Below are 26,304 nucleotides of genomic sequence, written 5' to 3'. Positions count from 1 at the left end.
AACGCAGGAAACAGGCGGGGCCCCGGACATCGCGTCAGAAAGACGATTACACTGGGCCCCGTGCCTCAACTTCGACTCGCTCTGAATCAGATCGACTCGCACGTCGGCGACATCGCCGCCAACGCCGACTCGGTCGTCCACTGGACCCGGCACTCCGCCGAGCAGGGCGCCCACCTGGTGGCGTTCCCGGAGATGATGCTGACCGGGTACCCCGTCGAGGACCTCGCCCTGCGCGGGTCCTTCGTGGAGGCCTCCCGTACCGCGCTGCGCGAGCTCGCGGAGCGGCTCGCGGCCGAGGGCCTCGGCGAGCTGCCGGTCGTCGTCGGCTACCTCGACCGCACCGAGCGGGCCACGCCCCGCCTGGGCCGCCCGGCCGGCTCTCCCGAGAACGCGGCCGCCGTGCTGCACCGCGGGCAGGTCGTCCTGCGCTTCGCCAAGCACCACCTCCCCAACTACGGCGTGTTCGACGAGTTCCGGTACTTCGTGCCGGGCGACACGCAGCCGGTGATCCGGGTGGGCGGGGTCGACGTGGCCCTGGCCATCTGCGAGGACCTCTGGCAGGAAGGCGGCCGGGTCCCGGCCACCCGCTCCGCCGGGGCCGGGCTGCTGATCTCCGTGAACGCGTCCCCGTACGAGCGCAACAAGGACGACCTGCGCCTCGAACTGGTCCAGAAGCGGGCCCAGGAGGCCGGCTGCACCCTGGCCTACCTGGCGATGATCGGCGGCCAGGACGAGCTGGTCTTCGACGGCGACTCGATCGTCGTGGACGCCGGCGGGCAGGTCATCGCCCGCGCCCCGCAGTTCTCCGAGGGCTGCGTCCTGGTCGACCTCGACCTGCCGGCCGCCCGCGCCGACGCGCCCGAGGGCGTGGTGGACGACGGGCTGCGCATCGAGCGCGTGATCCTCTCCGAGGAGCCCGTGGAGCCGTACGAGCCGGTGGTCACCGGCGGTTACGCCGACCGGCTCGACGACGACGAGGAGGTCTACGACGCGCTGGTCGTGGGACTGCGCGCCTACGTCAAGAAGAACGGGTTCCGCTCGGTCCTGATCGGGCTCTCCGGCGGCATCGACTCCGCGCTCGTCGCCGCCATCGCCTGCGACGCGATCGGCGCGCAGAACGTCTACGGCGTCTCGATGCCCTCGAAGTACTCCTCGGACCACTCCCGCAACGACGCGGCCGACCTGGCCGAGCGCACCGGGCTGAATTTCCGGACCGTCTCCATCGAGCCGATGTTCGACGCCTACATGGCCTCGCTGGGCCTGACCGGCCTGGCCGAGGAGAACCTCCAGTCCCGGCTGCGCGGCACCCTGCTGATGGCGCTGTCCAACCAGGAGGGCCACATCGTGCTGGCCCCGGGCAACAAGTCGGAGCTGGCCGTCGGCTACTCCACCCTGTACGGCGATTCGGTGGGCGCGTACGGCCCGATCAAGGACGTCTACAAGTCGGACGTGTTCCGGCTCGCGGAATACCGCAACCGTGCCGCCGCCGAGCGCGGTGAGGTCCCGCCGATCCCGGAGAACTCGATCGTGAAGCCGCCGAGCGCCGAGCTGCGCCCGGGCCAGGTGGACACGGACTCGCTGCCGGACTACCCGGTGCTCGACGCGGTCCTGGCCATGTACGTGGACCGCGACCAGGGCATGGACGCGATCGTGGCGGCCGGCTTCGACCCGGAGCTGGTGGCCAGGACCCTGCGGATGGTGGACACGGCGGAGTACAAGCGCCGCCAGTACCCGCCGGGCACGAAGATCTCCGCGAAGGGCTTCGGCAAGGACCGCCGGCTGCCCATCACGAACGGCTGGCGCGAGCGGGCGTAGCCGCGGCCGTGCGAGGGCCCCGGCCGCTCTCCGAGGAGAGTGGCCGGGGCCCTCGCGTACCCGCATCCGTCAGGGCTTCACGGTGACCCGGGCCGCGACGGGAAGGTGGTCGCTGCTGGTGCGGGGCAGGGTCCAGGAGGCCTCCGGCCGGATTCCGCGGACCATGATCTGGTCGATCCGCGCCATCGGGAACTGCGCCGGCCAGCTGAAGCCGAAGCCGTCGCCCGCCGCGCCCTGGGTGGAGCGCATCTGCGAGGTGACCTCGGAGAGGGCGCGGTCGTTCATGGTTCCGTTGAGGTCGCCGAGCAGGATGACCTTCTTCAGCGGCTCGGAGGCGAGCGCGGCGCCCAGCGCGTCGGCACTGTCGTCGCGCTGGTTGGCGGTGAAGCCGGCGTTCAGCTTGACCCGGACGGAGGGCAGGTGGGCGACGAAGGCGGCGACCTGCCCCTGGGGGGTGGTGACGGTGGCGCGCATGGCCCGGGTCCAGCCCATCCGGATGTCGACGGGCGCGCTCGCGCTGAGCGGGTACTTGCTCCACAGGCCGACGGTGCCCTCGACGGAGTGGTGCTTGTACGTGGCCGCGAGGGCCTTCTCGTAGACGGGGACGGCGCTGCCCTTGAGCTCGGTCAGGGCCAGGACGTCGGCCCCGGAGCGGGCCACCGACTCGGCGGTGCCGCGCGGGTCGGGGTTGTCGGCGTCGACGTTGTGGGTGGCGACCACCAGGTTGCCGCCGGCGCCGGACTTGTCGCTGACCAGGCCGCCGAAGAGGTTCGCCCAGACCGCGGCCGTCAGCAGTATCGCGAGGAGTGCGGTGGCCGACTTGCGGTAGAGCGCCCCGGCCAGCAGGAGCGGGACGGCCAGCCCCAGCCAGGGCAGGAAGGTCTCGGTGAGGCTGCCGAGGTTGCCCACGTGGTTGGGCAGATCCGCGTGGAAGATCATGATGAGCGAGAGCAGTGCGGCGATCGCGGCGAGGACCCAGCCCCGCCGCCAGATTCCGGGGTCCTTGCGCAGTGCGGTCAGCCGGCGCCGGAGGCGGGTTCCGGAGGGCTCGGGCTCCGAGCCGCCGTTCCCCGACTCCGTCATGTACGCCTGTGCCATCCCACTGCCCTCACTGCCGTGCTCGCGCTCCGTCCCCGCCCCTTGACCCTAGGCGATGAACCGCAGCCTTCCGTGCCGTACGTCACGACCGCCGGCGGCGGTCGTACGTCCGGGAGGACGAACGGCCGTGCGCAGGGGGTTCCGCTTGTCACGAAACGCGCACATTGGATCCCGTGGCCAGGCTCGCACTACGGACCACTTCCGCCTTTGCCCGCGCGGATGCCACCATGGGGGGTGAGTCCGGGGACGTCGTAAGGGCGCCTCGAGATGACACAAGGAGCAGTTGCAATGACGCATGCCGTTTCGCCTGCCCGCGAACACGCAGCAGCATCTCCGTCGGCCTCCCCCACCCTGTACGGAGGCACGGGCACCCGGCGCATCACCGTCCGCGACCTGACCCTCGCCAAGGAACGCGGCGAGAAGTGGCCCATGCTCACCGCCTACGACGCGATGACCGCGTCCGTCTTCGACGAGGCCGGTATCCCGGTCATCCTCGTCGGTGACTCCATGGGCAATTGCCACCTCGGCTACGAGTCCACCGTCCCGGTGACGATGGACCAGATGACCATGCTCTCGGCGGCCGTCGTACGCGGCACGAGCCGTGCGCTGGTCATCGGCGACATGCCGTTCGGCTCGTACCAGGAAGGCGCGGTGCAGGCCCTGCGCAGTGCCACCCGTCTGGTCAAGGAGGCCGGGGTCGGCGCGGTGAAGCTGGAGGGCGGCGAGCGCTCGCTGGCCCAGACCGAGCTGATCGTGCAGTCCGGCATCCCCGTCATGTCCCACCTTGGTCTGACCCCGCAGTCCGTCAACGCCATGGGCTACCGGGTCCAGGGCCGCGGCGACGAGGCCGCGCACCAGCTGCTGCGCGACGCGAAGGCGGCGCAGGACGCGGGCGCGTTCGCGGTGGTGCTGGAGCTCGTCCCGGCCGAGCTGGCCGCCGAGGTCACCCGCTCCCTGCACATCCCGACGGTCGGCATCGGCGCGGGCGCCGACTGCGACGCGCAGGTCCTGGTGTGGACCGACATGATGGGCCTGACCGGCGGGAAGATGCCGAAGTTCGTCAAGCAGTACGCGAAGCTCCGCGAGACCATGACGGGCGCGGCGAAGGCCTTCGCCGAGGACGTGGTCGGCGGAACGTTCCCCCAGGCGGAGCACGCCTTCCACTGATGCGGTGAGCAACGGCCCGACAGCCCGCCGACCTCGTGTCGGGGGGCTGTCGTATGTCTGTCGTACGTCTGTCGGTCGGCTGTCGGTGCTCTGTCAGTGGCGGCTGGTCCCATGAGGGCATGACGCGAAACGACAACAAGCCCAACGCCGTGGAGGTACGGGGGCTGGTCAAGCACTACGGCGAGACCAAGGCCCTCGACGGTGTCGACCTGGACGTACCGGAGGGCACGGTCCTCGGGGTCCTGGGCCCCAACGGCGCCGGCAAGACCACGCTCGTCCGCTGCCTCTCCACCCTGATCGTCCCGGACTCCGGGACGGCGACCGTCGCCGGCTTCGACGTGGTCCGCCAGCCGCGGCAGCTGCGCCGCACGATCGGCCTCACCGGCCAGTACGCCTCGGTCGACGAGAAGCTCTCCGGCTGGGAGAACCTCTACATGATCGGGCGGCTGCTCGACCTCTCCCGCAAGGACTCCCGCCGCCGCGCGGACGAGATGCTGGAGCGGTTCTCCCTGACCGAGGCGGCCAGGAAGGCCGTCATGAACTACTCCGGCGGTATGCGCCGCCGGCTCGACCTCGCCGCCTCCCTGATCGGCAGCCCGGCCGTGCTCTACCTGGACGAGCCGACCACCGGTCTCGACCCCCGCACCCGCAACGAGGTGTGGGACGAGGTCCAGCGCCTGGTCGCCGAGGGCGCCACCGTGCTGCTCACCACCCAGTACATGGAGGAGGCCGAGCAGCTCGCGAGCGAGCTGACGGTCATCGACCGCGGCAAGGTCATCGCCAACGGCAAGGTCGACGAGCTGAAGGCGCGCGTCGGCGGCCGCACCCTGAAGATCCGCCCGGTGGCCGCTTCGGACCTGCCGGGCATGGCCCGCGCGCTGGCCGAGGCCGGTCTGGACGGCGTGGCCGGCAGCCAGGCCGTACCGGACGAGGGCGTGCTGCTGGTCCCGATCCTCAGCGACGAGCAGCTGACGGCCGTCGTCGGTCTGCTGGCCGCCCGCGGGTACGCGATCGCCGACCTCGGCACCTACCTGCCCAGCCTCGACGAGGTGTTCCTGGCCATCACCGGCCAGAAGCCGGCCTCCGTCGAGGACTGCGTTCCCACCGAGAAGACCGAGGAGGTCGCGGCATGAGCACCGTAACCACGACGAAGCCCGCTCCCACCGCGTCCGGTCCGGCCCCGGTGGCCACCGCGCACGGCGAGGGCCGGATCGGCCTGCGGGGCAATCTGCGGCACATCGGCGCCCTGGTGCGCCGCAACGCCCTGCAGATCAAGCAGGATCCCGAGTCGATGTTCGACGTCGTGTTCATGCCGATCATCTTCACGCTGCTGTTCGTGTTCGTCTTCGGCGGCGCGATCTCCGGCAAGGGGAACCAGGCGGAGTACGTCAACTACGTGGTCCCCGGCCTCATGGCCATGATGGGCATGAACATCGCCATGGGTGTCGGCACCGGGGTCAACGACGACTTCAAGAAGGGCGTCATGGACCGGTTCCGGTCCATGCCCATCGCCCGGTCGTCGGTGCTCATCGCCAAGATCGTCGTCGAGCTCGGCCGGATGATGGTCGCCATCACCATCCTGCTCGCCGTGGGCTTCCTGCTCGGCCTGTCGATCAAGGGTTCGGTGCTGGGCCTGTTCCTCGCCATCGGGCTGTCGGCCGTCTTCGGCGCCTCGCTGATGTGGATCTTCGTCCTGCTCGGCCTCACCATGAAGACCCCGCAGGCCGTCCAGGGCATGGCGATGATGGTCCTGATGCCACTGCAGTTCGGCAGTTCGATCTTCGCCCCGCCCACCACGATGCCGGGCTGGCTGCAGTCCTTCACGGACTACAACCCGCTGTCGAACCTGGCGGACGCGGCCCGCTCCCTGATCAACGGCGTTCCGGTCGGCGACTCCGTGTGGATGACGCTGGTCTGGTCACTGGCCATCACCGCGATCACCATGCCGCTCGCGGTACGGAAGTTCCGCCAGAAGACCTGATCCGCGGACCGATCCGTTCGGATCGCGTCCCGGACGGGCACCGGCCGGGGGCCGGATCAGATGAGGGCGGTGGCCTCCTCCAGGGAGAGGCCACCGCCTTCGGCGTACGCCTTCTCGTAGACGGCGTCGCCCAGCGCCGCCCGGGCCAGCTCCTGCGCGCGGGCGTGGTCCTCGCGCTCCGTCGTGACCGGGAAGTGCGCGGGCGGCAGCAGCGCCGGGTAGGCGCCCAGCAGCCTGGCGGCGTCGTACTCCCGGCTCGAACCGCCGAGCGAGACCAGCGAGAGGGCCGCCATCAGCAGGTAGACCGCGGGCATCTGCGGGGCCACCATCCGCGCCATCGGGTCCAGGACGGTGTCCATGCCCTGGCGCAGCCGGTCGAGGGCCTCCTCGTAGCGCCCCTGGCGGTTGTCGAGCCAGGCCATCGTGCCGAGCAGGAAGCCGTCGAAGATGGCGAACGCGCCGAACGCGAACTCGTCCCGCAGGAGCTGCAGCTGGTCGCGCGCCTCGGCGATCCGTCCGGTGCGGCCGAGGATGCCCGCGAGGAACATCCGGGCGGCGGGCATGGCCTCGTTGCCGTACCGCTGCACCTTCGCGGTGATCTCCGTGAGGATCCGCTCGGCCTCCTCGATCCGGCCGGCCTCGGTCAGCGTCCCGGCCATCCGTACGCGCAGCACCGTCACCTGGGCCATGGCGCCCAGGCGTTCGGCGTAGGCGATCGCCTCCTGGTAGTCGCGGGCGGCCAGTACGTACTCGCCGCGCTTCTCCCGGGCCTCGGCGCGGGCGGACAGCGCCTCGGCGCAGCCCCAGGCGTCGCCGAGTTCGCGGAAGAGGGCCAGGCTCTCGTCGGCGTCGCGCGAGGCGTCCCCGGCCCAGTCGGCCCGGTTCGCGAGGATGTTGGCGCGCAGCTGGAGTCCGGAGGCCAGCTCCCAGCGGTAGCCGAGCTCGCGGGCGGTCCCGACGGTCGCGTCGACGACCCGCTGGAGCAGTCCGGGGTCGCCGGCGATCATGACGGCGTAGATCCACAGGGAGGCGGGGGGCCGGCAGGTCTGGGGCAGTCCGGGCCGGTAGGTGGCGAGGACCCCGTCGATCAGGGCGCGGACCGAGGGGGTGTTCCAGGTCTCGTTGGTCTGGTCGCGGGAGGCCAGCAGGACCAGGTTGAGGGCGCGCCAGCCCTCGGTGAGTGTTTCGCCGGAGTAGGGCGGCGGCGTGTCGACGAGCCGTTCGTAGACGGGCTCGGCGGCGACGAAGGGCGGATCGAAGGGGTTGGGGCCGAGGGCGGCGGTGGCTTCGGCCCAGTGCCGGGACTCGGAGCGCAGGTCGTGCATGTGCCAGTACCAGCCGAGCGAGTGGACCAGGCACAGGGCTTCGTCGGCGTCGCGCACGGCGACGGCCCGGCGCAGGGCGGTACGCAGGTTCTCGTACTCGGTGGCGAGCCGGTCGGCGGCCGCCCGCTGGCCGTGGCCGCGCAGCAGCGGCTCGGTGGTGCGGGCGAGCTCGCGGTAGTGGACGAGGTGGCGGTGCTCGGTGGCCTCGCGGTCGCCGGCGGTCTCGGCGAGGCGTTCGGCGGCGTACTCGCCGACGGTCTCCAGCAGGCGGTAGCGCATGCCGAGGCCGTCGGGTCCGGGGGCGGCCACGACGAGGGACTTGTCGACGAGGGAGCCCAGCACGTCGGCGGCGTCGTAGGAGGCGGGGTCGGACGGGTCGGCGCAGACGGCCTCGGCGGCGGCGAGGTCGCAGCCGCCCGCGAAGACGGACAGCCGGCGCAGGGCCGTGCGTTCGGCCTCGTCGAGCAGCTCCCAGGACCAGTCGACGACCGCGCGCAGGGTCTGCTGGCGGGGCAGGACGGTACGGGCGCCGCTGGTCAGGAGCCGGAAGCGGTCGTCGAGGCGGTCGGCGATCTGGCGCGGGGTGAGCAGCCGCAGCCGGGCGGCGGCCAGCTCGATGGCGAGCGGCAGACCGTCGAGGCGGCGGCAGATCTCGGCGGCCGCGGCCGGGTCCTCCTCGATGGTGAACCCGGCGCGGGCGGCGGCCCCCCGGTCGGCGAGCAGCCGCAGCGCTATGGGGTCGGGCAGCGGCTCCACCGGGCGCAGGGACTCCCCCGGGACGCCGAGGGGTTCGCGGCTGGTGGCCAGGATCCGGACGTCGGGGCAGTGCGTGAGGAGGCGTTCCGCGAGGGCGGCGGCCGCGCCGATGACGTGCTCGCAGTTGTCGAGCAGCAGCAGGAGCCGGCGCCGTGCGCAATGCTCGGCGAGCCGGTCGAGGGGGTCGTCCCCGACGCGTTCGGTGAAGGCCCGCAGTTCCTCGGCGGCGGCGCCGCGCAGCTTGGTCTCCCGGGCGCCGAGCGCGGCGAGGGTGGCTTCGGCGACGTCCTCCGGGTCGTCGACGGGAGCGAGTTCGACCAGCCAGACCCCGTCGGGCCAGGCGCTCTCGTCCTGGGCCTCGGCGGCCTCCTGGGACAGCCGCGTCTTGCCGGCGCCGCCGGGCCCGAGGAGCGTGACGAGGCGGGCCCGCGCGAGGTCGTCCCCGATGACGCGGATGTCGTCCTCACGGCCGACGAAGGTGGTCAGGCGCGCCCGCAGGTTTCCCGCGGACGCGGGGGCCGCCGCCGGGTGCACGGCGGCGCCGGGCGCGCCGGCGGCAGCAGCGGTCGGCGGATGCGCGTCCGAGGTCAGCAGTTCGGCGTGCAGGGCGCGCAGTTCCGGGCCCGGGTCGGTGCCCAGCCGGTCGGACAGCTCCCGGCGGAGGCTTTCGTACGCGGCCAGCGCCTGCGCCGGGCGGCCCGCGTCGCGCAGGGCCCGGATGCGCAGGGTGTGCAGCGGCTCGTCCAGCGGCTGCTGCGCGCACATCGCGGTCAGCTCCGGCAGGCACCGCTCCGCCTCGCCCATGGCCAGGGCCGTCGCGAGCCGCCCCCGGCGCGCCTCCATCCGTACGGCCTCCCAGCGCGCGGCCTCCGCGGCCGGGTCCGGCAGGTCGGCGAGGGCCGGTCCGCGCCACAGGGCCAGGGCCTCCTCGTACAGGGCCGCCGCCCCGGCCGGGTCCGGCGCCTGGCCTGCCGCCCGGACCAGCCGCTCGAAGCGGTACAGGTCGACGTCCTCGCGCTCGGCGGCCAGCTGGTAGCCGCCCTCCGCGGAGCGCACGGCCGGGTGCCCGAGCGCCCGCCGCAGCCGGGCGACCAGCGCCTGCAGGGCCGCCACCGCGTCGGCCGGCGGATCGCCGTCCCACACCTCGGCGACGAGCAGCCGGGAGGGCACCACCCGTCCCGGCCGCAGCGCGAGCGCTGTCAGGAGCGCCCGAAGGCGCGCTCCGCCGACGGCGACGGGGGTCCCGTCGTCGTGGATGGCCTGGGCGGTTCCGAGGATCGCGTAACGCACCGGCCCATTGTCCCCGCACCCGGCACCGGACCCGCACCCTTTTCCGCCGGGGCCGCGGGATAGGTTTCCCGGCATGGGTCATCAGGGCGGCCGCGGCGAGCGGCGCATCAGTTCGGTATTCCTCGGCATCTTCGCGATCATGGCCGTCACGGGCTGGGCGGTGTGGACGGGGTACGCGGCGAGCCCCGGACTCGCCGTGTTCCTCTTCGTGACGTCTGCGTGGATCGTCTCCCTGTGCCTGCACGAGTACGCGCACGCCCGCACCGCCCTGCACGGCGGTGACCTCACGGTGGGCGCCAAGGGGTACCTGACGCTGAATCCGCTCAAGTACACGCACGCGCTGCTCAGCATCGTGCTGCCGGTGATCTTCGTGATCCTGGGCGGCATCGGCCTGCCCGGCGGCGCGGTGTTCATCGAGCGGAACCGGATCCAGGGGCGCTGGAAGCACAGCCTCATCTCGGCGGCGGGCCCGCTGACCAACGTGGCCTTCGCCGTGGTGTGCACGGCCCCGTTCTGGCTGGACGCCCTCGACGGGGTGCCCCTGGCGTTCCGCTACGCGCTCGCCTTCCTCGCCATGCTGCAGGTCTCGGCGGCGATCTTGAACTTCCTGCCGGTACCGGGCCTGGACGGCTACGGGGTCATCGAGCCCTGGCTGTCGTACCGGGTGCGCCGCGAGATGGAGCCGCTGGCGCAGTTCGGGCTGCTGGCCGTGTTCGCGCTGCTGTGGATCCCGGGGGTCAACGCGTTCTTCTTCGGCGCGGTGGACGGCCTGATGTCCGCGCTCGGCGTCTCGGACCTGGAAACGTACTGCGGCCGCGACCTCTACAACTTCTGGCGGGACACCGACGGCGTCTGTGCCGTCCCGCAGGACTGACGGCCCGGCGCCGGGCGGAGAGCCCGGCCCGGCCCTCGGGGGCGCTCACCCGATCAAATGTCAGTGCGATCTGCTATTCCTTTCGGAAATACTGCGACTGATCCGACCGGTCAACAGCAGTGATACCAGGGGGATTTCGCACACATGCCACTCAGAACACCCTTGCGCGCCCTGCCCGCGGCGGCCCTGTCGCTGGCGCTCGGCCTGGCCGCCGCGGCGCCGGCCTCGGCCGCCGCCGACCCGGCGGCGCCCAAGGTCACGGCGCCCCGCACCGGCCCGACCCCCGGTTTCGCCGGCGAGGAGCAGTACTCCGGCTGCTACACCGACCCGTACTCAGGATCCGGAGCCGGCTGGATCGGCCTGGGCGACGTCACGACCAAGGTCACCGCCACCTCGGCGTCGCACGCCCAGCTGCAGACGACGTTCCAGCTGTGGGACACGTCGTACGGGGGCAAGCGCACCGACTTCCCGACCTCGTGGTCCACCTACCCCGAGGCCGCCACGATCCTCTCCCGCGACCTGCTGAAGGACGGCGGCCAGTACGCATGGCGGGCCCGGGCCACCGACGGGAAGCTGACCAGCCCGTACACGGCCTGGTGCTACTTCCGCGTGGACCACACCCCGCCGACCGCCGAGGTCACCACGGACGAGACCCCCAAGAAGGTCGGCGAGGAGGCCACCTTCACCCTGAAGGGCACCGACGGCGGCTCGGGAATCGCCTGCGCGCGCTGGCAGACGACCCCGGTCTTCGGCGTCGGCTGGAGCTGCGCGGACGAGGCGACCGACTCGCGCGTCGTCCGGCTGGCGGACGGCTCGGCCGACATCAAGGTCAAGCCCGCCACCTGGGGCAGCCAGGCGGTGTACGTCCAGACGATGGACAACGCGGGCAACCTCGGCCAGGCGCAGGCGTACTACTACGCGCAGGCCGCCACCAAGCCCGCCGCCTTCGGCGACATCGACGCCGACGGAAAGCCGGACGTCCTCGTCCCGGATGCGGCGGGCAACCTCCGCAAGCGGGGCGCGAACCCGCTGGACCCCGCGAACGCCCGCCGCCTGGCTGCCCCGGGCGGCGGCGAGAGCTGGGCCGGCGTCCAGTACACCCACCGGGGGTCCTTCGGTGAGCAGAGCGTCGACGACCTGATGGCCCATGCCCCCGGCGGGACCTACGTCTACCGGTTCGCCAACGACGGGGCGGGCCACTTCACGGACCAGGGCCCGACGCTCGTGGACAAGCCCACCCAGTGCCTGGACCCGGCGGGTTCGGTGATCGACTGCGCTCAGCACGGGTTCGGTCCGGACTGGTCGAAGGTCACGCAGATCGCCGCGTACGGATCGCCCACCGGCGACAGCACGGCCGACGGCCTCCTGCCCCGCACCTCCCTGCTGTTCGTCGAGAACGGGCGGCTGTGGCTCGCGAAGCGGGGCGGCATCCGGCTGCGGACGGCCACGCTCCTCTCCGGCGACGACACCCGCTGGGCCGGCTACGACCTGCTCACCCCGGGCCGGGCGCAGGGTACGGACTTCCCGACCCTGTGGGCACGCTCCCGGTCGGACGGCGCGATCCGCGCCTTCTCCGTCAAGGGCACCGCGGACGCACCGGATTTCTCCGCCTTCACGGACCCGGCCGCCGGGCCGGTCCTGTCCACCCTGACCCCGGCCGCGCACCCGCGCGTCGGCTCCGACGGCGACCTCACGGGTGACGGCCTGCCGGACCTGTGGTCCGCGGACGCCACCGGCCACGTCACCGTCTTCCCGGGTACGGGCACGACCGCCCCGCATCCCGCGGTCACCGGCTTCGGCCCGGCCGTCTGACCGGCCAGGGCAGTTCCTGGTGCTGTGGCCGGGAAGGTTCGCCGGGTCACAGCACTAGACGGCGTTGCGCGCGGCGGAGGCCTTCTCGGCCTTCGCCTTGCGCAGGTAGTACCAGGCCATGTTGGACGTGAGGCCGGCCAGCAGCACCCAGACGATCCCGAGGAAGCTGCCCTCGACGAAGGCGACGACGGCCGCGGCCACCGCACAGGCGCAGACGACAAGGGCGAAGACGGCAAGGCGGGGCATGGGAAGAGCTCCTCGAAAACACTGAACGGGGCCGAGCTCCTCCAGTGTCCCCCATGCCCCGCAGTGCTGCCGTAAGGGCGCCGTGATCGCATCCGGTCCGTTTCCCGGCGGTCAGGTCCGGCGGGCCGGGCCTGCGGGCCCGGCCCGCCGGGGGTGGCGTCGGGGCGGGTCAGAGGTCCGTGACGCGCAGGCCCGCGTGGGCCTTGTAGCGGCGGTTGGTGGAGATCAGGTTGGCCACCAGGGACTCGACCTGGTGGGCGTTGCGCAGGCGGCCGGCGAAGACGCCGCGCATGCCGGGGATGCGGGCGGCCAGCGCCTGGACGATGTCCGTGTCGGCGCGGACCTCGCCGAGGACCATCACGTCGGTGTCGATCTCGTCGATCGACTCGTCCTGGAGCAGGACGGCCGAGAGGTGGTGGAAGGCGGCCGTGACGCGGGAGTCCGGGAGCAGGGCGGCGGCCTGCTGGGCGGCGCTGCCCTCCTCGACCTGGAGGGCGTAGGCGCCCTGCTTGTCGAAGCCGAGCGGGTTGACGCAGTCCACCACGAGCTTGCCCGCGAGGTCCTCGCGCAGCGCTTCGAGGGTCTTGGCGTGGCCCTCCCACGGCACCGCGATGATGACGATGTCACTGCGACGCGCGCACTCGGCGTTGTCCGCGCCCTCCACGCCGAGGCCCAGTTCACCGGCCGCGGTCTGCGCGCGGTCGGCGGCGCGGGAGCCGATGATCACCTTCTGGCCGGCCCGGGCGAGCCGGTAGGCCAGGCCCCGGCCCTGGTCACCGGTGCCGCCGAGGACACCGACGACGAGGCCGGACACGTCCGGCAGCTCCCACGGGTCCTTGACCGGCGGCTTCTGCGTGTTGTCTGAGGAAGTCATGGGGGCGAGGGTACTGCCGGGTAGCCCACAGCCGAAGGGTGGCGAAGGGGAAGGAACCGCTCCCCGTGTCGCCCGCATGGTGCAGGATGCCGGTATGGACGCCGTGAGGGTCGCGCTGCTGCGTGAGGTGCTCGCCGGTACGCAGTGGCCGGGCGCCGCGCGCCGCTTCGCGGGATCGCTGCGCCGGTCCGTCGTGCCGGGCGGCGGTCACCTGCTGCTGGTGGGGACCGAGGGCTACGAGCCCTGGCATCTGGCGGCGCACCTGGTGGACGAGGCCGCCTGGTCGGGTCTGCCGGAGCTGGCGCCCACCCTCGTACGCCACCACGTGCGGCCCGGGGAGCCGCCGCACCTGTCGGTGGGGCTGGGCCGGCTGGCGGCGGCCCGGCACGGGCACACGCTGCTGGTGGTGGCACCCGGGGCACCGGGTGCGGGGCTGCTGGAGCGCGTCCACGACGCGCGGCGCGCGGGGGCGACCGTACTGTCCCTGGACGGCGGGGACCCGGATCTGGGCGCGCTCGCCCACGACGCGCTGTCGGTACCGGCACCGGTGCCGCAGGACGGGATGGATCTGGACACCGTGCAGCACCTGGTCAGCGCGGCGGCCGGGGAGAACACCGTGCCGGTGCGGCGCGGACCGCGCCGGTTCAGGGACCGGCTGGCGCGGCTGGCCGACCACCTGACCGCGCCGCCGCCCAGCCGCTGGTAGGGGCTACGCGCCCGTGCCGGTGGTGCCCTCTTCGTCCTCGCGGGTCTTGTCGTTCCACTTGGGGTCGTTCTGCCATTCGAGGTTGCGTTCCTGCGCCGTCTCCATGGCGTGGTTCGCCTCCTCCGGGGTGCCGTACGGCCCGAACCGGTCCTTGGCCGGGCAGTCGGGGCCTTCCTCGACCTTCTGGTGGACCAGGCAGTAGTACCACTCGCCGGGTTTGCCCACCTGGCGCTTCTTGAACAGGGCCATCGTCGTCGGGCTCCTCTCATACCTCTCTATCCCGCCATGCTGCCCCATCCCCGCTGGATACACTCGCTCGCATGTCTGGCCAGTCGCTGCTCGTACCAGGCGAGCTCTCTCCCGTCCGTTCCGTTCCCGGAAACATCCGCCGGCCCGAGTACGTGGGCAAGCCCGCGCCCGCTCCGTACACCGGACCGGAGGTGCAGTCGGCCGAGACCATCGAGGCCATGCGCATCGCCGGCCGGATCGCCGCCCAGGCGATGGAGGAGGCCGCGAAGCTGATCGCGCCGGGGGTGACCACCGACGAGCTCGACCGGGTCGCCCACGCGTACATGTGCGACCACGGGGCCTACCCCTCGACGCTCGGTTACCGGGGCTTCCCGAAGTCGCTGTGTTCCTCCGTGAACGAGGTCATCTGCCACGGCATCCCCGATTCCACCGTCCTGCGCGACGGCGACATCGTGAACCTCGACGTGACCGCCTACATCGGCGGCGTGCACGGCGACAACAACGCGACCTACCTGTGCGGGGAGGTGGACGAGGAGTCGCGGCTGCTGGTGGAACGCACCCGGGAGGCGCTGAACCGGGCCATCAAGGCCGTCAAGCCGGGCCGCCAGATCAACATCATCGGCCGGGTCATCGAGTCGTACGCGAAGCGCTTCGGCTACGGCGTCGTCCGGGACTTCACCGGCCACGGCATCAACACGTCCTTCCACTCGGGCCTGATCGTGCCGCACTACGACAGCCCGCACGCCACCACCGTCATCGAGCCCGGCATGACCTTCACCATCGAGCCGATGCTGACGCTGGGCACCCACGAGTACGACATGTGGGAGGACGGCTGGACGGTCGTCACGAAGGACCGCAAGCGGACCGCGCAGTTCGAGCACACGCTGGTCGTCACGGACTCCGGCGCGGAGATCCTGACCCTCCCCTAGCCGTTCCAGCGGTCCTTCCGCGATCGCGACCGGGCCCGGTGCACCTGTGCACCGGGCCCGGCCTGTTCCTGCAGACTGCAGACTGCAGACTGCAGACTGCAGACTGTCCGAGGACTGTCCGCGGACTCCCCGAGGGCTACGCGCTGAGCGGGAACTGCTCGCCCAGCTCCCGGAAGACCGCGCCGTTGAAGTCGAAGGCGCGCTTGCACTCGTCGATGATGCGCTGCTTCTCCAGGTCGTCCGCCGCTATGGCGTCCAGCAGCTCGCGGTAGGTCCGCTTGAAGGCCGCCGGGTTGGAGATGTCCGCGAAGACGTAGAACCGGACGCCGTCACCCTTGCGCTCGAAGCCCCAGGTGCGCTCGGCCTTGTCGCGGATGATCTGGCCGCCGGAGAGGTCGCCCAGGTAGCGGGTGTAGTGGTGGGCGACGTATCCGCCCGGCCACTGCGCCGCGCAGTGGGCCACCCGGTCGGCGTACGCACGCGTCGCGGGCAGGGCCACCACGCTCTCGCGCCAGTGCGGGCCCACCAGGTGGGCGAGGTCGCGCTCGATCTCGGCGACGCGCATGAGCTCGGGCTGGATGAACGGGCCTGCCACCGGGTCGTCCTTGAGGGATTCGGCCGCGTCCTCCAGGGCCCGGTACACGAACCACAGCTGTTCGGTGTAGCGCGTGTACGCGTCCACGCCGAGCCGTCCACCCAGCAGATCGCTCATGAAGGTCGACGTCTCGGCCTCGGTGTGCTGCTCGTGCGAGGCGACGCGGATGACCGTGGAGAAGGCGTCCAAGGCGGACCTCCTGGAAGAGGAAACAGGCGTGACGGCAGCACCGTCATGCCCGATCTTCCTACTTAGGCTTGCCTAAGTCAATGAGTTCCCGACGTCTTGTCGGTAAAAAATCCCGGCCCTCGCCCCCGTCAGCTGCCCGAGAAAGCCCACAGCGTGAGCCACCCGATGAGGAGCAGGTGGGGGTAGAGGAAGGCCAGGAGGCAGCCGGTGCTCCCCAGCGCGAGGCGCCGCCTGCGCTGCGCGTCCGTCCGGGGCGGGATCCAGGTGAAGGCCACCATCGCCAGCGGGAGGGCGTAGAAGAGGACGAACCCGGGCGGGAAGCCCGGCAGGTAGGAGCTCGCCCGGCCGCACCACACGGCCGCCGGGGCCAGTGCGGTGAGGAGCGCCGCCACCGGCAGCCACCGCTGCCGCTCGTCGGGGCGGCCGGTCACCGAAGTCTGCGTCATGGCGCCATCACACCGCGGCGCCGGCCGGCCGCGTCAGGGCCCGCGTACTCACTTCCCCCGTGCGGAATACCTAGTGCTGTGGCCGGGAAGGTTTGCCGGGTCGCGTCGTCCGGTGCGGTGGATCGCAAGGCGGAGGACCGCGGCTCGTACTGGACGTACTTGCGCGGTCCGACAACGCGGCGAGGCGCCGTGCCGGGCGTCGTGACCCGGTGAACCTTCCCGGTCACAGCACTAGGAAGGGGTGTGTCAGATCCTGACCGGGGTCGGGGCGAAACGGACGCGGCCGCCGATCTCCACGGTGCCGTCCGGGCCGGGGGCGGTGAGGATCTGGGATCCGGCGCCCTGGGTGATGTTCAGGGCGCGGTTCAGCTGGGCCGTCAGCAGGATCGCCGCCGAGCCGGTGGCCTCGTCCTCGGCGATGATCCCGTCGGGGCGGCGCGGGAAGCCCCGGGCCCGCACGCGGCCCGCGGCCTCGTCCTCCCAGGCCCAGGCGTACAGCCAGCCCTCGCCGGGCGGCGGGGCGGGCAGCGCCTCGACCTCGGCGACGGATCCGTACTGCTCGGTCCGCTTGCCCTCGACCCACTCGGGGCGGGCCGTGATCCAGGTGAACTCCCCGTCGTCACGGGCCCATACGGAACCGGCGGGCGGCTGGAGCTCCTCGATGTCCAGCAACCACGCGGCCCCGACCAGCGGGTGTCCCGCGAAGGACATGCGCGTGCCGGGAGTGCGGATGTCGACGACCCCGCGCTCGGGGTCGTCGACGAACACCGTCTCGCTGTAGCCGAGTTCGGCGGCCAGGGCCTGCCGCGACGCGTCGTCGGGGCAGGTCCGGCCGTCGCGTACGACACCGAGCAGGTTGCCGAAGCGGCCGTCACCCGCACAGAAGACCTTCAACACGTCGAGATCGTTCACGCGGGAATTGAAGCACGGCTCAGAGCTGGGCCGTACGGCGCCTGCGCGCGAAGTACACCGCGCCCGCGCCGGCCGCGATCACCACGCCGGAGGTGGTGAGCAGGGCCCCGGCCGGGATCTCGGCGCCGGTGTTGGCGAGGTTGCCGCCGACGGAGGAGGAGCCGCCGCCGACGGTGCCGCCCGTACCGCCGGTGGTGCCGCCGGTGGTGCCGCCGGTTCCGCCGGTGGTGCCTCCGTTCGAGCCGCCCGTCGAGCCGCCCGTCGTACCGCCGGTACTCGGCAAGGTGGCGTCCTTGTCCACCGCCACGGCGAAGGTGAGCGGGTCGATCGCGTCGCCCGCCTTGTACATGGAGCCGGTGGTGTCGTTGGCGAAGGCGGCCGCACCCTCGGCGGTGAAGACCGCCGGGACGGCGTTCAGCGCCAGGACGCCGTTCTTGGTCTTGTAGTCGGTCTTCGACAGGTCGAGCGTGGCGAAGCGAAGGCCCGTCTTGGTGCCGGCGGCGTTCTTGACGTCCACGTAGAGGGTGCCGGTCTTGCCGGCGGCCTCCACGCGGGGGCTGCCGAAGGTCATGTCGATGCCGTGGGCCGCGTACCGGAAGCGGAGGTTGCCCTCGAAGGAGGCGTTCAGCTTCTGCTTCTTGACGTCGAGGTCGCCCTTGCCGAAGGCGAAGTCGAAGGTGTCGCCGTTCTTGGCGGCGCCGCCCGCCGGGGTGATCGAGCCCGCGCTCAGCACGTACGTGCGGAAGGACTCCTTCACGCCCCACGTCAGCTTGCCGCTGAGCACCTTCTGCGTGTCGTCGGCCGGAGGGGTCGGGTTCTTGGTGGTGTTCTCCGGGGTGGGCTCGGGGTCGGGCTTCTTCTCGAACTCCAGCTTCGCGGTGAGCGGGTCGCCCGGCTTGTCCTTGTAGCCCGGCGAACCGAGCGCGTCCGCGGCCTCCTGGGTGAGCGTGGTCGCCAGACCGTTCATCGCCTGGCCCGTGAAGGCCACGGTGGCCATCGGCACGTCCTGGGTGGTGGCGCCGCCCTTGGTGACGTCCGCGGTGAGCTTCTTCGTGCCGGTGTCGATCCGGATGTCCGAAAGCTTGACCTCGAAGCCGTGGCCGGCCGGCGGGGCGGGCGAGGAGAAGGTGACGCTGCCCCTGAAGGCCGCCTTCACCACGTGCCCGTTGGCCGGCTCGTACGCACCGGCCGGCTCGACGAAGCGCAGGGTGCCGTCCTCGTTCTGCTTGGCGCCGTCCGCGACGGTGATGGTGCCCTTGGCCATGCCGGTCACGTAGGCGCGGTAGCTCGCGAGCACGCCCCAGTCGAGGGTGCCACCGGTGATCTTCATCGGTTCGGTGGGCGGGCCGCCCGCGGCGGTGGCGGGCAGGGCGAAGGCGGTGGCGCCGAGCGCCGCGGCGGTCAGGACCGCGGCCGCGAGGGAGATCGGGCGTCGGATGGACGACATGGCTGGGTACTCCTGAAGGAACCGGGGGAAGGGGCGAGGAGGGGGTGCCTACTGGGGCGCGTCGGTCGGGGCAGCCGAGGCGGCTGCCGTACGACGCTTGCGCACGACCAGGAACGTGCCACCGCCGGCCAGGACCAGGACGGCCACGGCGAGGGCGGCGAAGAGCCCGGCGTCCGAGGACTCGGCGGCCTTCGCGGCGGGGGCGGGCTCGGTGGACGGCGACGCGGACGCGGGGGCGGGCGAGGCCGTCGAGCCCAGGTCGGGCAGGGCGGTCAGCTGAGCGGTGGAGTCCAGGGCGACGGCGAGCGAGACGGGGTCCATCTCGGTGCCGGCCTTGTACATGGAGTTGAAGGCTTGGGAGCCGCCCTCGGTGAGGGTGGCCGGGGCTTCGGTCAGGGTGGCCAGCTTGCCTTCGGTCTTCAGACCCTTGGCGTCGAACTCCACGAGCGGGACGGCGTTCCTCGTGGCTCCGCCGGCGGTGACGTTCGCGGACAGGACGCCCTTGCCGTTCTCCACCTTCACGCTCATCTTGCCGAGCGTGAGGTCCAGGTGGGCGCCGGTGAACCGGACCGTACCGGCGAAGGCCGCGTCAAGAGTGCCCTTCGCGCCGTCGAACGAGCCCTTGCCCTGCGGGAAGCGAAACAGCGCGCCGCCGTCCTGGGCGCCCTCGGCGAGGGTCCACGTGCCCTGGCCGACCGAGCCGGTGACGTACTCGCGGAAGGTGCGGCGCACCCCCCAGTCGACGGCGGCGTCGGCGAAGGCGCCCGGCGCCTGCGGGGTCTCCGCGGCGGCGCTCGGCTGCGCGGCCGTGGCCGACGGCGCGGGCTCGGCGGCCGGGGCGGCCCTGACGTCGGCGGAGAGCGAGAGGGGGTCGAGCTGGGTACCGGCGCCGTAGTAGCCGGCGAAGGCCTTGGCGCCTTCCGCGGTGAGGGTGACCGGGAGGTTCGTGAGGGACAGCGGGCTCGCGCCGCCCTTCATGTTGATGCCGCCGACGCCGAGCGAGGCGAAGGCGACCTGCGACTGGCTGGTGACCGCGCCGCTGTCCTTGGCCTTGCTGGAGACATCGACGTACAGGGTGGCCTTGCCGCCGGAGATCTTGACGGTGGGGCGGCTGATCGTCATGTCCAATTCGTAGACGCCGTCGGGCTTCTGGTGGCCCTGGAAGGTCACCCCGCCCGAGTAGGAGGCCTCGAAGGTGCCGGAGTCGGGGTCGTAGGAGCCGGCCGCGGAGTGGAAGCGGAAGAGGCTGCCGCCCACGGTGGCCGCGCCGCTCTTCAGCTTGAAACCGCCTTTTGCCACCGGACCCGTGACATAACTCTGGAAGGACGATTTGATGCCCCAGTCGAGTCGACCCCCCTGCACGGTGCCCGCCCGGGCGGCGGTCGCCGGGAGCAGAGCGCCCAGCAGGGCCGCCAACAGGACGACGGCGAACGTACGGACGGGCCTCGTGGGCATGAATGCCCCCCTCAGGTCTAGCGAGCAAGGTTAGGCTAACCTAAGCTAGCCACGGCCGGATGAACACCCCCCGGTCTCCAGAACCTCAGTCGGACGACCAGGACGGTGCCTTCGTGCCTACGCCCGCCGCGTCAACCCGCCTTCCCCGTCTCGCAGTTGCCGTGGCAGCACTGGCGCTCGCGCTGACGGCCTGCGGAGGTACGGCCACCCCCCCGGGCTCATCCGCCCCCACCGCAGCCGCGGTCCCGGACCGGCTGGAGCCGCTCCCGGCGCCACAGCCCGCCCTGCCGGTCACCGCGCCCTCGGCCGACGGCGCCCAGGTCACGATCACGTCCGCGGACCGGGTCGTCCCGCTCAGCGGCAGCCTCAACGAGATCGTCCACACGCTCGGCCTCGGCAAGCAGGTCGTCGCCCGGGACATCACGGCCACCTTCGAACAGGCCGCCCAGCTGCCGGTGGTGACACGTGGACACGACGTCTCCGCGGAGAGCGTCCTGTCCCTCCGGCCGACCCTCGTCATCGCGGAGACCACCAGCGGCCCCGGAGAAGCGATTCAGCAGATCCGCGACGCCGGCGTCCCGGTCCTCGTCATCGCCCCGGCCAAGGGACTGGACGACGTACCGAAGCGCATCGGCGCCGTGGCCGCCGCCCTCGGCATCAAGGAGGCCGGCACGCAGCTGAACCAGCGCACCGCCGAGCGGATCGCCACCGTCCGCAAGGACATCCCGGCCGCCTCCGGCGAGAAGCCCCGGGTGGCCTTCCTCTACCTGCGCGGCACGGCCTCCGTCTACCTGCTGGGCGGTTCGGACTCCGGCGCCGCTTCCCTGCTGGAAGCGGCGGGCGCGGTCGACACCGGCAAGGACTCCGGACTCGGCAAGGACTTCACCCCGATCACCAGCGAGGCCCTGGCGGCCGCCGCGCCCGACGCGATCCTCGTCATGTCCAAGGGCCTCGAATCGGTCGGCGGCATCGACGGCCTGGTGAAGATCCCGGGCGTCGCCCAGACGCCGGCCGGCATGGACCGCCGGGTGGTCACGGTCGACGACGGCGTCCTCCTCAACTACGGCCCCCGCACCGACCAAGTCCTCTCCTCCCTGGTCACCCAGCTCTACGGCAAGGGCGCTTGAGGTGACCCTCTACGACCGGGAAGCCGAAGACCTGCCCGCCACCGACGGAACGGGAGTGCGAGCCGCACGCGGCAACGACGGCGCCAGGAGTGCGTCAGCGCAACCCGCACGTAGCTCCGAGGCGACCAGGAGCGTGCCAGCGCACCCGCCGCGCGGTTCCGGCGGGGACGGGTGTGTGCCGGGGCGCTCCCCGCAGGGCGCCGAATGCACTGCCGCCGCGCCTTCCGACCCCTCGTCACATTCGGCGCCCGAGGAGACGCCCCGGCGCGCGCCCGGCCCGGGCGGAACCGCCCCCGCCGATCCCGGCCCCGCCGAAACCGCCCCGCCCTCCGCGCCGAAGCCCCGCAGCGGCAACCGCCGACCGGCCCTCCTCACCCTCGCCCTCGTCACCGCCCTCGCCCTACTCGCCCTGCTCTCCGCAGGAGTCGGCGCCTACGACATCCCCCTCGCCGACGTCCTCGCCTCCGTCCAGTACCACCTCGGCCTCGGCGGAGCCCCCCTCGACCGGGTCGGCGAGAGCGTGCTGTGGAACGTCCGTCTCCCCCGCGTCGTGCTCGCCCTGCTCGTCGGCGCCGGCCTCGGCTGCGCGGGCGCGCTCATGCAGGGCGTCTTCGGCAATCCCCTCGCCGAGCCCGGCGTCATCGGCATCTCGGCCGGCGCCGCCGTCGGCGCGGTCGCCGCCATCGGCCTCGGCCTCAGCTTCTTCGGCAACTGGACCATCACCGTCTGCGCGTTCGCCGCCGGCCTGATCACCGTCAGCTCGGTCTACCTCCTCTCCCGCAACGGCGGGAAGACGGAGGTCGTCACCCTCACCCTCACCGGCATCGCCGTCAACGCGTTCGCGGGCGCCCTCATCGGCCTGTTCGTCTTCTTCGCGGACAGCGGCCAGGTCAACCAGATCACCTTCTGGCAGCTCGGCTCCCTCGCCCAGGCCACCTGGCCCAAGGTCCTGGCCGTCCTGCCCTGCGCCGTCGCCGGCCTGCTGACCGCCCCCTTCTACTCCCGCCGACTCGACCTCCTCGCGCTCGGCGAACGCCCGGCCCGCCACCTCGGCATCGACGTCGAACGGCTGCGCCTCTCCCTCATCCTGGTCGTCGCGCTGCTCACCGCCGCCGCCGTCGCCGTGGCCGGCGTCATCACCTTCATCGGCCTGCTCGTCCCGCACCTGCTGCGCATGGCCAACGGCCCCGGCCACCGCTTCCTGGTCCCCGGCAGCGCCCTCGCCGGCGCCGTCGTCCTCGTCGCGGGCGATCTGGCCGCCCGTACCCTCGCCCAGCCCGCCGAGCTGCCGCTCGGTGTACTGACCGCCCTGCTCGGCAGCCCGTTCTTCTTCTGGCTGCTGCGCCGCACCCGCCGCAAGCAAGGAGGCTGGGCGTGACCGACAGGCCGAACGGCAAGCCGACGAGCAAGCCGACCGACGAGCCGACCGACGAGCCGACGGGAGAGCCGACGGGCAAGCCGACCGACAGGCGGACCGCGCCGCTCACCACCGCCCTGACCCGGCTGCTCACCCGCTCGCGCAGGACCGTCCCCGCCCGCCCCGCCCGGGGCGAAGCGGTCGCCGAGGCCGTGGACCTGCACCTGCGGCTCGGGCAGCGCGAGGTCCTCACCGGGATCGACCTGACCGCCCGGGCCGGCGAGGTGCTGGCCCTGGTCGGCCCGAACGGCGCCGGCAAGTCCACGCTGCTGGGCGCACTCGCCGCCGACCTGCCGGCCTCCTCCGGCGTGATCCGGATCGACGGCCGTCCGGTGGGCGACTGGAGCGCCCCGGATCTCGCGCTGCGCCGCTCCGTACTTCCCCAGTCGGCCGCACTCTCCTTCCCCTTCCCGGTGGAGGACGTCGTACGGATGGGCCGCGCGCCCTGGGCCGGCACCCCCTTCGCCGAGGCCGACGAGGAGGCGGTGGCCGCCGCCATGGCCGCCACCGAGGTCACGGACTTCGCCGCCCGCCCCTTCTCCGCCCTCTCCGGCGGCGAGCGGGCCCGGGTCGCGCTGGCCCGCGTACTGGCCCAGCGGGCCCCGCTGCTGCTCCTCGACGAACCGACCGCCGCCCTCGACCTGCGCCACCAGGAGCTCGTGCTGCGCATCTGCCGGGAGCGGGCCGCGGCGGGGGACGCGGTCGTCGTCGTCCTGCACGACCTGGGGCTGGCCGCCGCCTACGCGGACCGGGCCGCCGTCCTGCACCACGGGCGGATCGCCGCGGACGGCCCGCCCGCCGAGGTCTTCGAGGGCGAGCTGCTGAGCCGGGTCTACCGGCAGCCGGTGGAGGTGCTCCCGCACCCGCGTACCGGGGCTCCGCTGGTGGTTCCCGTACGGGCTTGACCTTCGCTTGACCGAGCCATGGGGTTGTCGTGAAGGCCCCGTGACAGGGCCGTGTCCAGGACCCAGACGTATGAGCTGAATCACGGTACGAGGGGGTATGGGTGAGGTAAGCCTCGGTTAAGTTAGGTCCGCCTCATCGGCCTTTCCCCTCGGGACGGCCCCTTCGTCCGACGCCAGGAGCCTCTATATGCGCCCCGCCCGCCTCACTGTCATCGCCGCGGCCTCCGTGGCGGCCGCCCTGACCGCCGTCACCGGCTGCTCCCAGAAGAGTGACGCGGGCGGCAACGACGCGATCAAGGTGGCGGCGTCCGACAGCGCCTGCGAGGTGTCGAAGACGGAGTTCCCGTCCGGCAAGATGCAGATCGACGTCGAGAACAAGGGCTCCAAGGTCACCGAGGTCTACGTCCTCTTCCCGGACGCCCGCATCGTGACCGAGCGCGAGAACATCGGCCCCGGCACCAAGGCCTCCATCACCGCCGAGATCAAGGCGGGCGACTACGAGATCGTCTGCAAGCCCGGCATGAAGGGCGACGGCATCAAGCAGAAGGTCAAGGTCACCGGCAAGGGCGGCGCCGAGGAGAAGCGCAGCCCCGAGGCGGACGCCGCCGTCGCCGCGTACCGCGCCTACGTGGTCCAGCAGGCCGAGGAGACCCTCCCCAAGGCGCAGGCCTTCGCGGACGCGGTGAAGGCCGGTGACATCGAGGGCGCGAAGAAGCTCTACGCCGGCTCGCGCATCGGCTGGGAGCGCACCGAGCCGGTCGCCGAGTCCTTCGGCGACATCGACCCGAAGGTCGACGTCCGCGAGGACGGCCTGGAGGCCGGCCAGGACCTGGAGAAGGACTGGACCGGCTGGCACCGCCTGGAGAAGGCCCTGTGGGCCGACAACAAGATCGGCGACCGCGAGAAGCAGCTCGCCGACACCCTGATCGCGGACCTCACCGACTGGCAGAAGAAGGTCGGCCAGGCGGAGATCACCCCGACCTCGATCGCCAACGGCGCCAAGGAGCTCCTCGACGAGGTCGCCACCGGCAAGGTCACCGGTGAGGAGGAGCGCTACTCGCGCACCGACCTGGTCGACTTCAAGGCCAACGTCGAGGGTGCGCAGAAGGCGTACGAGCTGCTCAAGCCGATCGCCACGAAGAACGACCCGGAGCTGGTCAAGCAGCTCGACACCCAGTTCGCGGCCCTGAACACCCTTCTGGACAAGTACCGCGCCGACAAGGCCACCTACGAGTTCACCTCGTACGACAAGGTCGGCGAGCCGGAGCGCAAGGAGCTCTCGGACGGCGTGAACGCGCTCGCCGAGCCGCTCTCCAAGCTCGCCGCCGCGGTCACCAAGTAACCGGCAGAGACGGAAGGGCGGGAAACCACGATGAGCGAGTCGGAGTCGGCAGCACAGCCGCAGCCGCAGCCGGAACAGCAGGCCGTCGACAAGTCCTCGACCGCACCCTCACGACGTGCGGTGCTGGGCTGGGGCGGGGCCGGGTTCGCGCTCGGCGCCGCCGCGGCCGGCGGTGCGGTGACGGCCTTCGGCGGCGGCTCGGACATGGTCTCGGCCGCCGCGACCGGGGGCGCCGTGCCGTTCCACGGCGAGCACCAGGCCGGTATCGCGAGCGCCGTGCAGGACCGCCTGCACTTCGCGGCCTTCGACGTGAAGACGAAGGACCGCGAGGAACTGGTCAAGCTCCTCAAGGAGTGGACGGTGGCGGCCCGGCTGATGACGGCCGGTCTGCCGGTCGGTGAGGGCGGCTTCGGCGGCCTCCCGGAGGCCCCGCCGGACGACACGGGCGAGGCGCTGGGCCTGAAGGCCTCCCGGCTCACCCTGACCATCGGCTTCGGTCCGGGCCTGTTCGCCAAGGGCCGGTTCGGGCTGGAGGGCAAGCGCCCCGACGCGCTGGTGGACCTGGAGCTGTTCCCGGGTGACAACCTGGACCCGGCCCGCTCCGGCGGCGACCTCTGCGTCCAGGCCTGCGCCGACGACCCGCAGGTCGCCGTGCACGCGATCCGCCAGCTGGCCCGCATCGGCTTCGGCCGCACCGCCATGCGCTGGTCGCAGCTCGGCTTCGGCAAGACCTCGTCGACCACCCCCGACGAGCAGACCCCGCGCAACATGATGGGCTTCAAGGACGGCACCCGGAACATCTCCGGCACCGACAAGGCCGCCCTGGACAAGCACGTGTGGGTCGGCGCGGGCGACGGCAGCGACTGGCTGACCGGCGGCTCGTACCTGGTGGCGCGCCGGATCCGGATGAACATCGAGACCTGGGACCGCACCCCGCTCCAGGAGCAGGAGGACATCTTCGGCCGTGACAAGGGCGAGGGTGCCCCGGTCGGCAAGTCCAAGGAGCGCGACGAGCCGTTCCTGAAGGCGATGAAGCCGGAGGCGCACGTGCGCCTCGCGCACCCGGACACCAACAACGGTGCGACGATCCTGCGCCGCGGCTACTCCTTCACCGACGGCACGGACGGACTGGGCCGCCTGGACGCGGGCCTGTTCTTCCTCGCCTACCAGCGCGACATACGCAAGGGCTTCATCCCGATCCAGCGCAATCTGGCCAAGTCCGACGTCCTCAACGAATACATCCAGCACGTGGGTTCGGCCGTCTTCGCCGTCCCGCCGGGCGTCCGTGACAAGGACGACTGGTGGGGCCGGACGCTGTTCGCGTAGTCCCCGCCGGAGAGGAACCAC

Annotated in this window: 23 protein-coding genes; 13 read left to right on the top strand and 10 right to left on the bottom strand. The window is 72.1% G+C overall.

The genetic code is table 11. The annotated features are described in order from the left end of the window. Positions 1-60 precede the first annotated feature (60 nt). Positions 61-1,815 (top strand): NAD+ synthase, encoded by a 1,755-nt coding sequence (locus tag ACZ573_RS11390; protein ID WP_471302208.1) that lies wholly within the window; start codon positions 61-63, stop codon positions 1,813-1,815. A 69-nt stretch (positions 1,816-1,884) separates the two neighbouring features. On the opposite strand, the gene ACZ573_RS11385 is transcribed toward ACZ573_RS11390, so the two are convergent. After that, positions 1,885-2,913, bottom strand: a complete 1,029-nt coding sequence (locus tag ACZ573_RS11385; protein ID WP_471302206.1) for an endonuclease/exonuclease/phosphatase family protein — start codon at positions 2,911-2,913, stop codon at positions 1,885-1,887. Between the two features lie 288 nt (positions 2,914-3,201). On the opposite strand from ACZ573_RS11385, the gene panB reads away from it, so the two are divergent. The 3 genes from panB to ACZ573_RS11370 all read left to right on the top strand — a co-directional run bounded on the left by panB (position 3,202) and on the right by ACZ573_RS11370 (position 6,061). Further along, on the top strand, positions 3,202-4,080 hold the full coding sequence (gene panB / locus ACZ573_RS11380; RefSeq protein ID WP_471302204.1) for a 3-methyl-2-oxobutanoate hydroxymethyltransferase: 879 nt from the start codon (positions 3,202-3,204) through the stop codon (positions 4,078-4,080). A 119-nt stretch (positions 4,081-4,199) separates the two neighbouring features. Then, positions 4,200-5,213 carry an ATP-binding cassette domain-containing protein gene (locus ACZ573_RS11375; RefSeq protein ID WP_471302201.1) on the top strand — a complete coding sequence of 338 codons (1,014 nt, stop codon included), beginning with the start codon at positions 4,200-4,202 and terminating at the stop codon, positions 5,211-5,213. Continuing rightward, the gene (locus tag ACZ573_RS11370) at positions 5,210-6,061 is read left to right on the top strand and encodes an ABC transporter permease (protein ID WP_471302199.1); all 852 of its coding nucleotides are present in this window, start codon (positions 5,210-5,212) and stop codon (positions 6,059-6,061) included. Before ACZ573_RS11375 ends, ACZ573_RS11370 begins: the two co-directional genes overlap by 4 nt. 56 nt (positions 6,062-6,117) lie before the next feature. On the opposite strand, the gene ACZ573_RS11365 is transcribed toward ACZ573_RS11370, so the two are convergent. Next, on the bottom strand, positions 6,118-9,432 hold the full coding sequence (locus tag ACZ573_RS11365) for an ATP-binding protein (RefSeq protein ID WP_471302197.1): 3,315 nt from the start codon (positions 9,430-9,432) through the stop codon (positions 6,118-6,120). 73 nt (positions 9,433-9,505) lie between these two features. Between ACZ573_RS11365 and ACZ573_RS11360 the strand changes: the two genes are divergently transcribed. Together ACZ573_RS11360 and ACZ573_RS11355 are read left to right on the top strand one after the other, a co-directional pair. Next, positions 9,506-10,306, top strand: coding sequence for a site-2 protease family protein (locus tag ACZ573_RS11360; protein ID WP_471302194.1), 801 nt, complete (start codon positions 9,506-9,508; stop codon positions 10,304-10,306). A gap of 144 nt (positions 10,307-10,450) precedes the next feature. After that, the gene (locus ACZ573_RS11355) at positions 10,451-12,118 is read left to right on the top strand and encodes a hypothetical protein (protein ID WP_471302191.1); all 1,668 of its coding nucleotides are present in this window, start codon (positions 10,451-10,453) and stop codon (positions 12,116-12,118) included. 54 nt (positions 12,119-12,172) lie between these two features. On the opposite strand, the gene ACZ573_RS11350 is transcribed toward ACZ573_RS11355, so the two are convergent. Both ACZ573_RS11350 and npdG read right to left on the bottom strand, forming a co-directional pair. Beyond that, entirely contained in the window at positions 12,173-12,364 is a 192-nt protein-coding gene (locus tag ACZ573_RS11350) for a hypothetical protein (protein WP_471302189.1), read from the bottom strand. A gap of 169 nt (positions 12,365-12,533) precedes the next feature. Further along, positions 12,534-13,238, bottom strand: coding sequence for an NADPH-dependent F420 reductase (npdG, locus tag ACZ573_RS11345; protein ID WP_301371536.1), 705 nt, complete (start codon positions 13,236-13,238; stop codon positions 12,534-12,536). 94 nt (positions 13,239-13,332) lie between these two features. Between npdG and ACZ573_RS11340 the strand changes: the two genes are divergently transcribed. Further along, positions 13,333-13,944 carry a hypothetical protein gene (locus tag ACZ573_RS11340; RefSeq protein ID WP_471302187.1) on the top strand — a complete coding sequence of 204 codons (612 nt, stop codon included), beginning with the start codon at positions 13,333-13,335 and terminating at the stop codon, positions 13,942-13,944. A gap of 3 nt (positions 13,945-13,947) precedes the next feature. On the opposite strand, the gene ACZ573_RS11335 is transcribed toward ACZ573_RS11340, so the two are convergent. Next, positions 13,948-14,193 (bottom strand): hypothetical protein, encoded by a 246-nt coding sequence (locus ACZ573_RS11335; protein ID WP_471302184.1) that lies wholly within the window; start codon positions 14,191-14,193, stop codon positions 13,948-13,950. A gap of 71 nt (positions 14,194-14,264) precedes the next feature. Here ACZ573_RS11335 and map point away from each other — a divergent pair, with 71 nt between their 5' ends. After that, entirely contained in the window at positions 14,265-15,122 is an 858-nt protein-coding gene (map, locus tag ACZ573_RS11330) for a type I methionyl aminopeptidase (RefSeq protein ID WP_301371533.1), read from the top strand. A gap of 136 nt (positions 15,123-15,258) precedes the next feature. Here the strand turns inward: map and ACZ573_RS11325 are convergent, their stop codons facing one another. From ACZ573_RS11325 to ACZ573_RS11305, 5 genes are all read right to left on the bottom strand, one after another. Next, positions 15,259-15,906 (bottom strand): biliverdin-producing heme oxygenase, encoded by a 648-nt coding sequence (locus tag ACZ573_RS11325; protein ID WP_471302182.1) that lies wholly within the window; start codon positions 15,904-15,906, stop codon positions 15,259-15,261. 128 nt (positions 15,907-16,034) lie between these two features. Then, positions 16,035-16,352 carry a hypothetical protein gene (locus tag ACZ573_RS11320; RefSeq protein WP_471302179.1) on the bottom strand — a complete coding sequence of 106 codons (318 nt, stop codon included), beginning with the start codon at positions 16,350-16,352 and terminating at the stop codon, positions 16,035-16,037. A 246-nt stretch (positions 16,353-16,598) separates the two neighbouring features. Further along, positions 16,599-17,264, bottom strand: coding sequence for a PhzF family phenazine biosynthesis protein (locus ACZ573_RS11315; RefSeq protein ID WP_471302176.1), 666 nt, complete (start codon positions 17,262-17,264; stop codon positions 16,599-16,601). A 19-nt stretch (positions 17,265-17,283) separates the two neighbouring features. Continuing rightward, positions 17,284-18,711, bottom strand: coding sequence for an HtaA domain-containing protein (locus ACZ573_RS11310; protein WP_471302173.1), 1,428 nt, complete (start codon positions 18,709-18,711; stop codon positions 17,284-17,286). A 48-nt stretch (positions 18,712-18,759) separates the two neighbouring features. Then, a complete protein-coding gene (locus ACZ573_RS11305; protein ID WP_471302170.1) occupies positions 18,760-20,166 on the bottom strand; it encodes an HtaA domain-containing protein in 1,407 nt (468 codons plus the stop codon). 113 nt (positions 20,167-20,279) lie between these two features. Between ACZ573_RS11305 and ACZ573_RS11300 the strand changes: the two genes are divergently transcribed. The 5 genes from ACZ573_RS11300 (at position 20,280) to efeB (ending at position 26,283) form a co-directional block, all read left to right on the top strand. Beyond that, the gene (locus ACZ573_RS11300; protein ID WP_471302167.1) at positions 20,280-21,293 is read left to right on the top strand and encodes a heme/hemin ABC transporter substrate-binding protein; all 1,014 of its coding nucleotides are present in this window, start codon (positions 20,280-20,282) and stop codon (positions 21,291-21,293) included. A 133-nt stretch (positions 21,294-21,426) separates the two neighbouring features. After that, positions 21,427-22,671, top strand: coding sequence for a FecCD family ABC transporter permease (locus ACZ573_RS11295; RefSeq protein WP_471302163.1), 1,245 nt, complete (start codon positions 21,427-21,429; stop codon positions 22,669-22,671). Between the two features lie 125 nt (positions 22,672-22,796). After that, a complete protein-coding gene (locus tag ACZ573_RS11290) occupies positions 22,797-23,615 on the top strand; it encodes a heme ABC transporter ATP-binding protein (protein ID WP_471302660.1) in 819 nt (272 codons plus the stop codon). 187 nt (positions 23,616-23,802) lie between these two features. Further along, positions 23,803-24,957 carry an iron uptake system protein EfeO gene (efeO, locus tag ACZ573_RS11285; RefSeq protein ID WP_471302160.1) on the top strand — a complete coding sequence of 385 codons (1,155 nt, stop codon included), beginning with the start codon at positions 23,803-23,805 and terminating at the stop codon, positions 24,955-24,957. Positions 24,958-24,987: 30 nt separating this feature from the next. Beyond that, positions 24,988-26,283, top strand: a complete 1,296-nt coding sequence (gene efeB / locus ACZ573_RS11280) for an iron uptake transporter deferrochelatase/peroxidase subunit (RefSeq protein WP_471302157.1) — start codon at positions 24,988-24,990, stop codon at positions 26,281-26,283. Positions 26,284-26,304: the final 21 nt, after the last annotated feature.

Source organism: Streptomyces sp. NPDC040545, assembly GCF_055595065.1.
The sequence above is the reverse complement of the archived record's forward strand: the minus strand, read 5'-3'. Positions and strand labels throughout refer to the sequence as shown.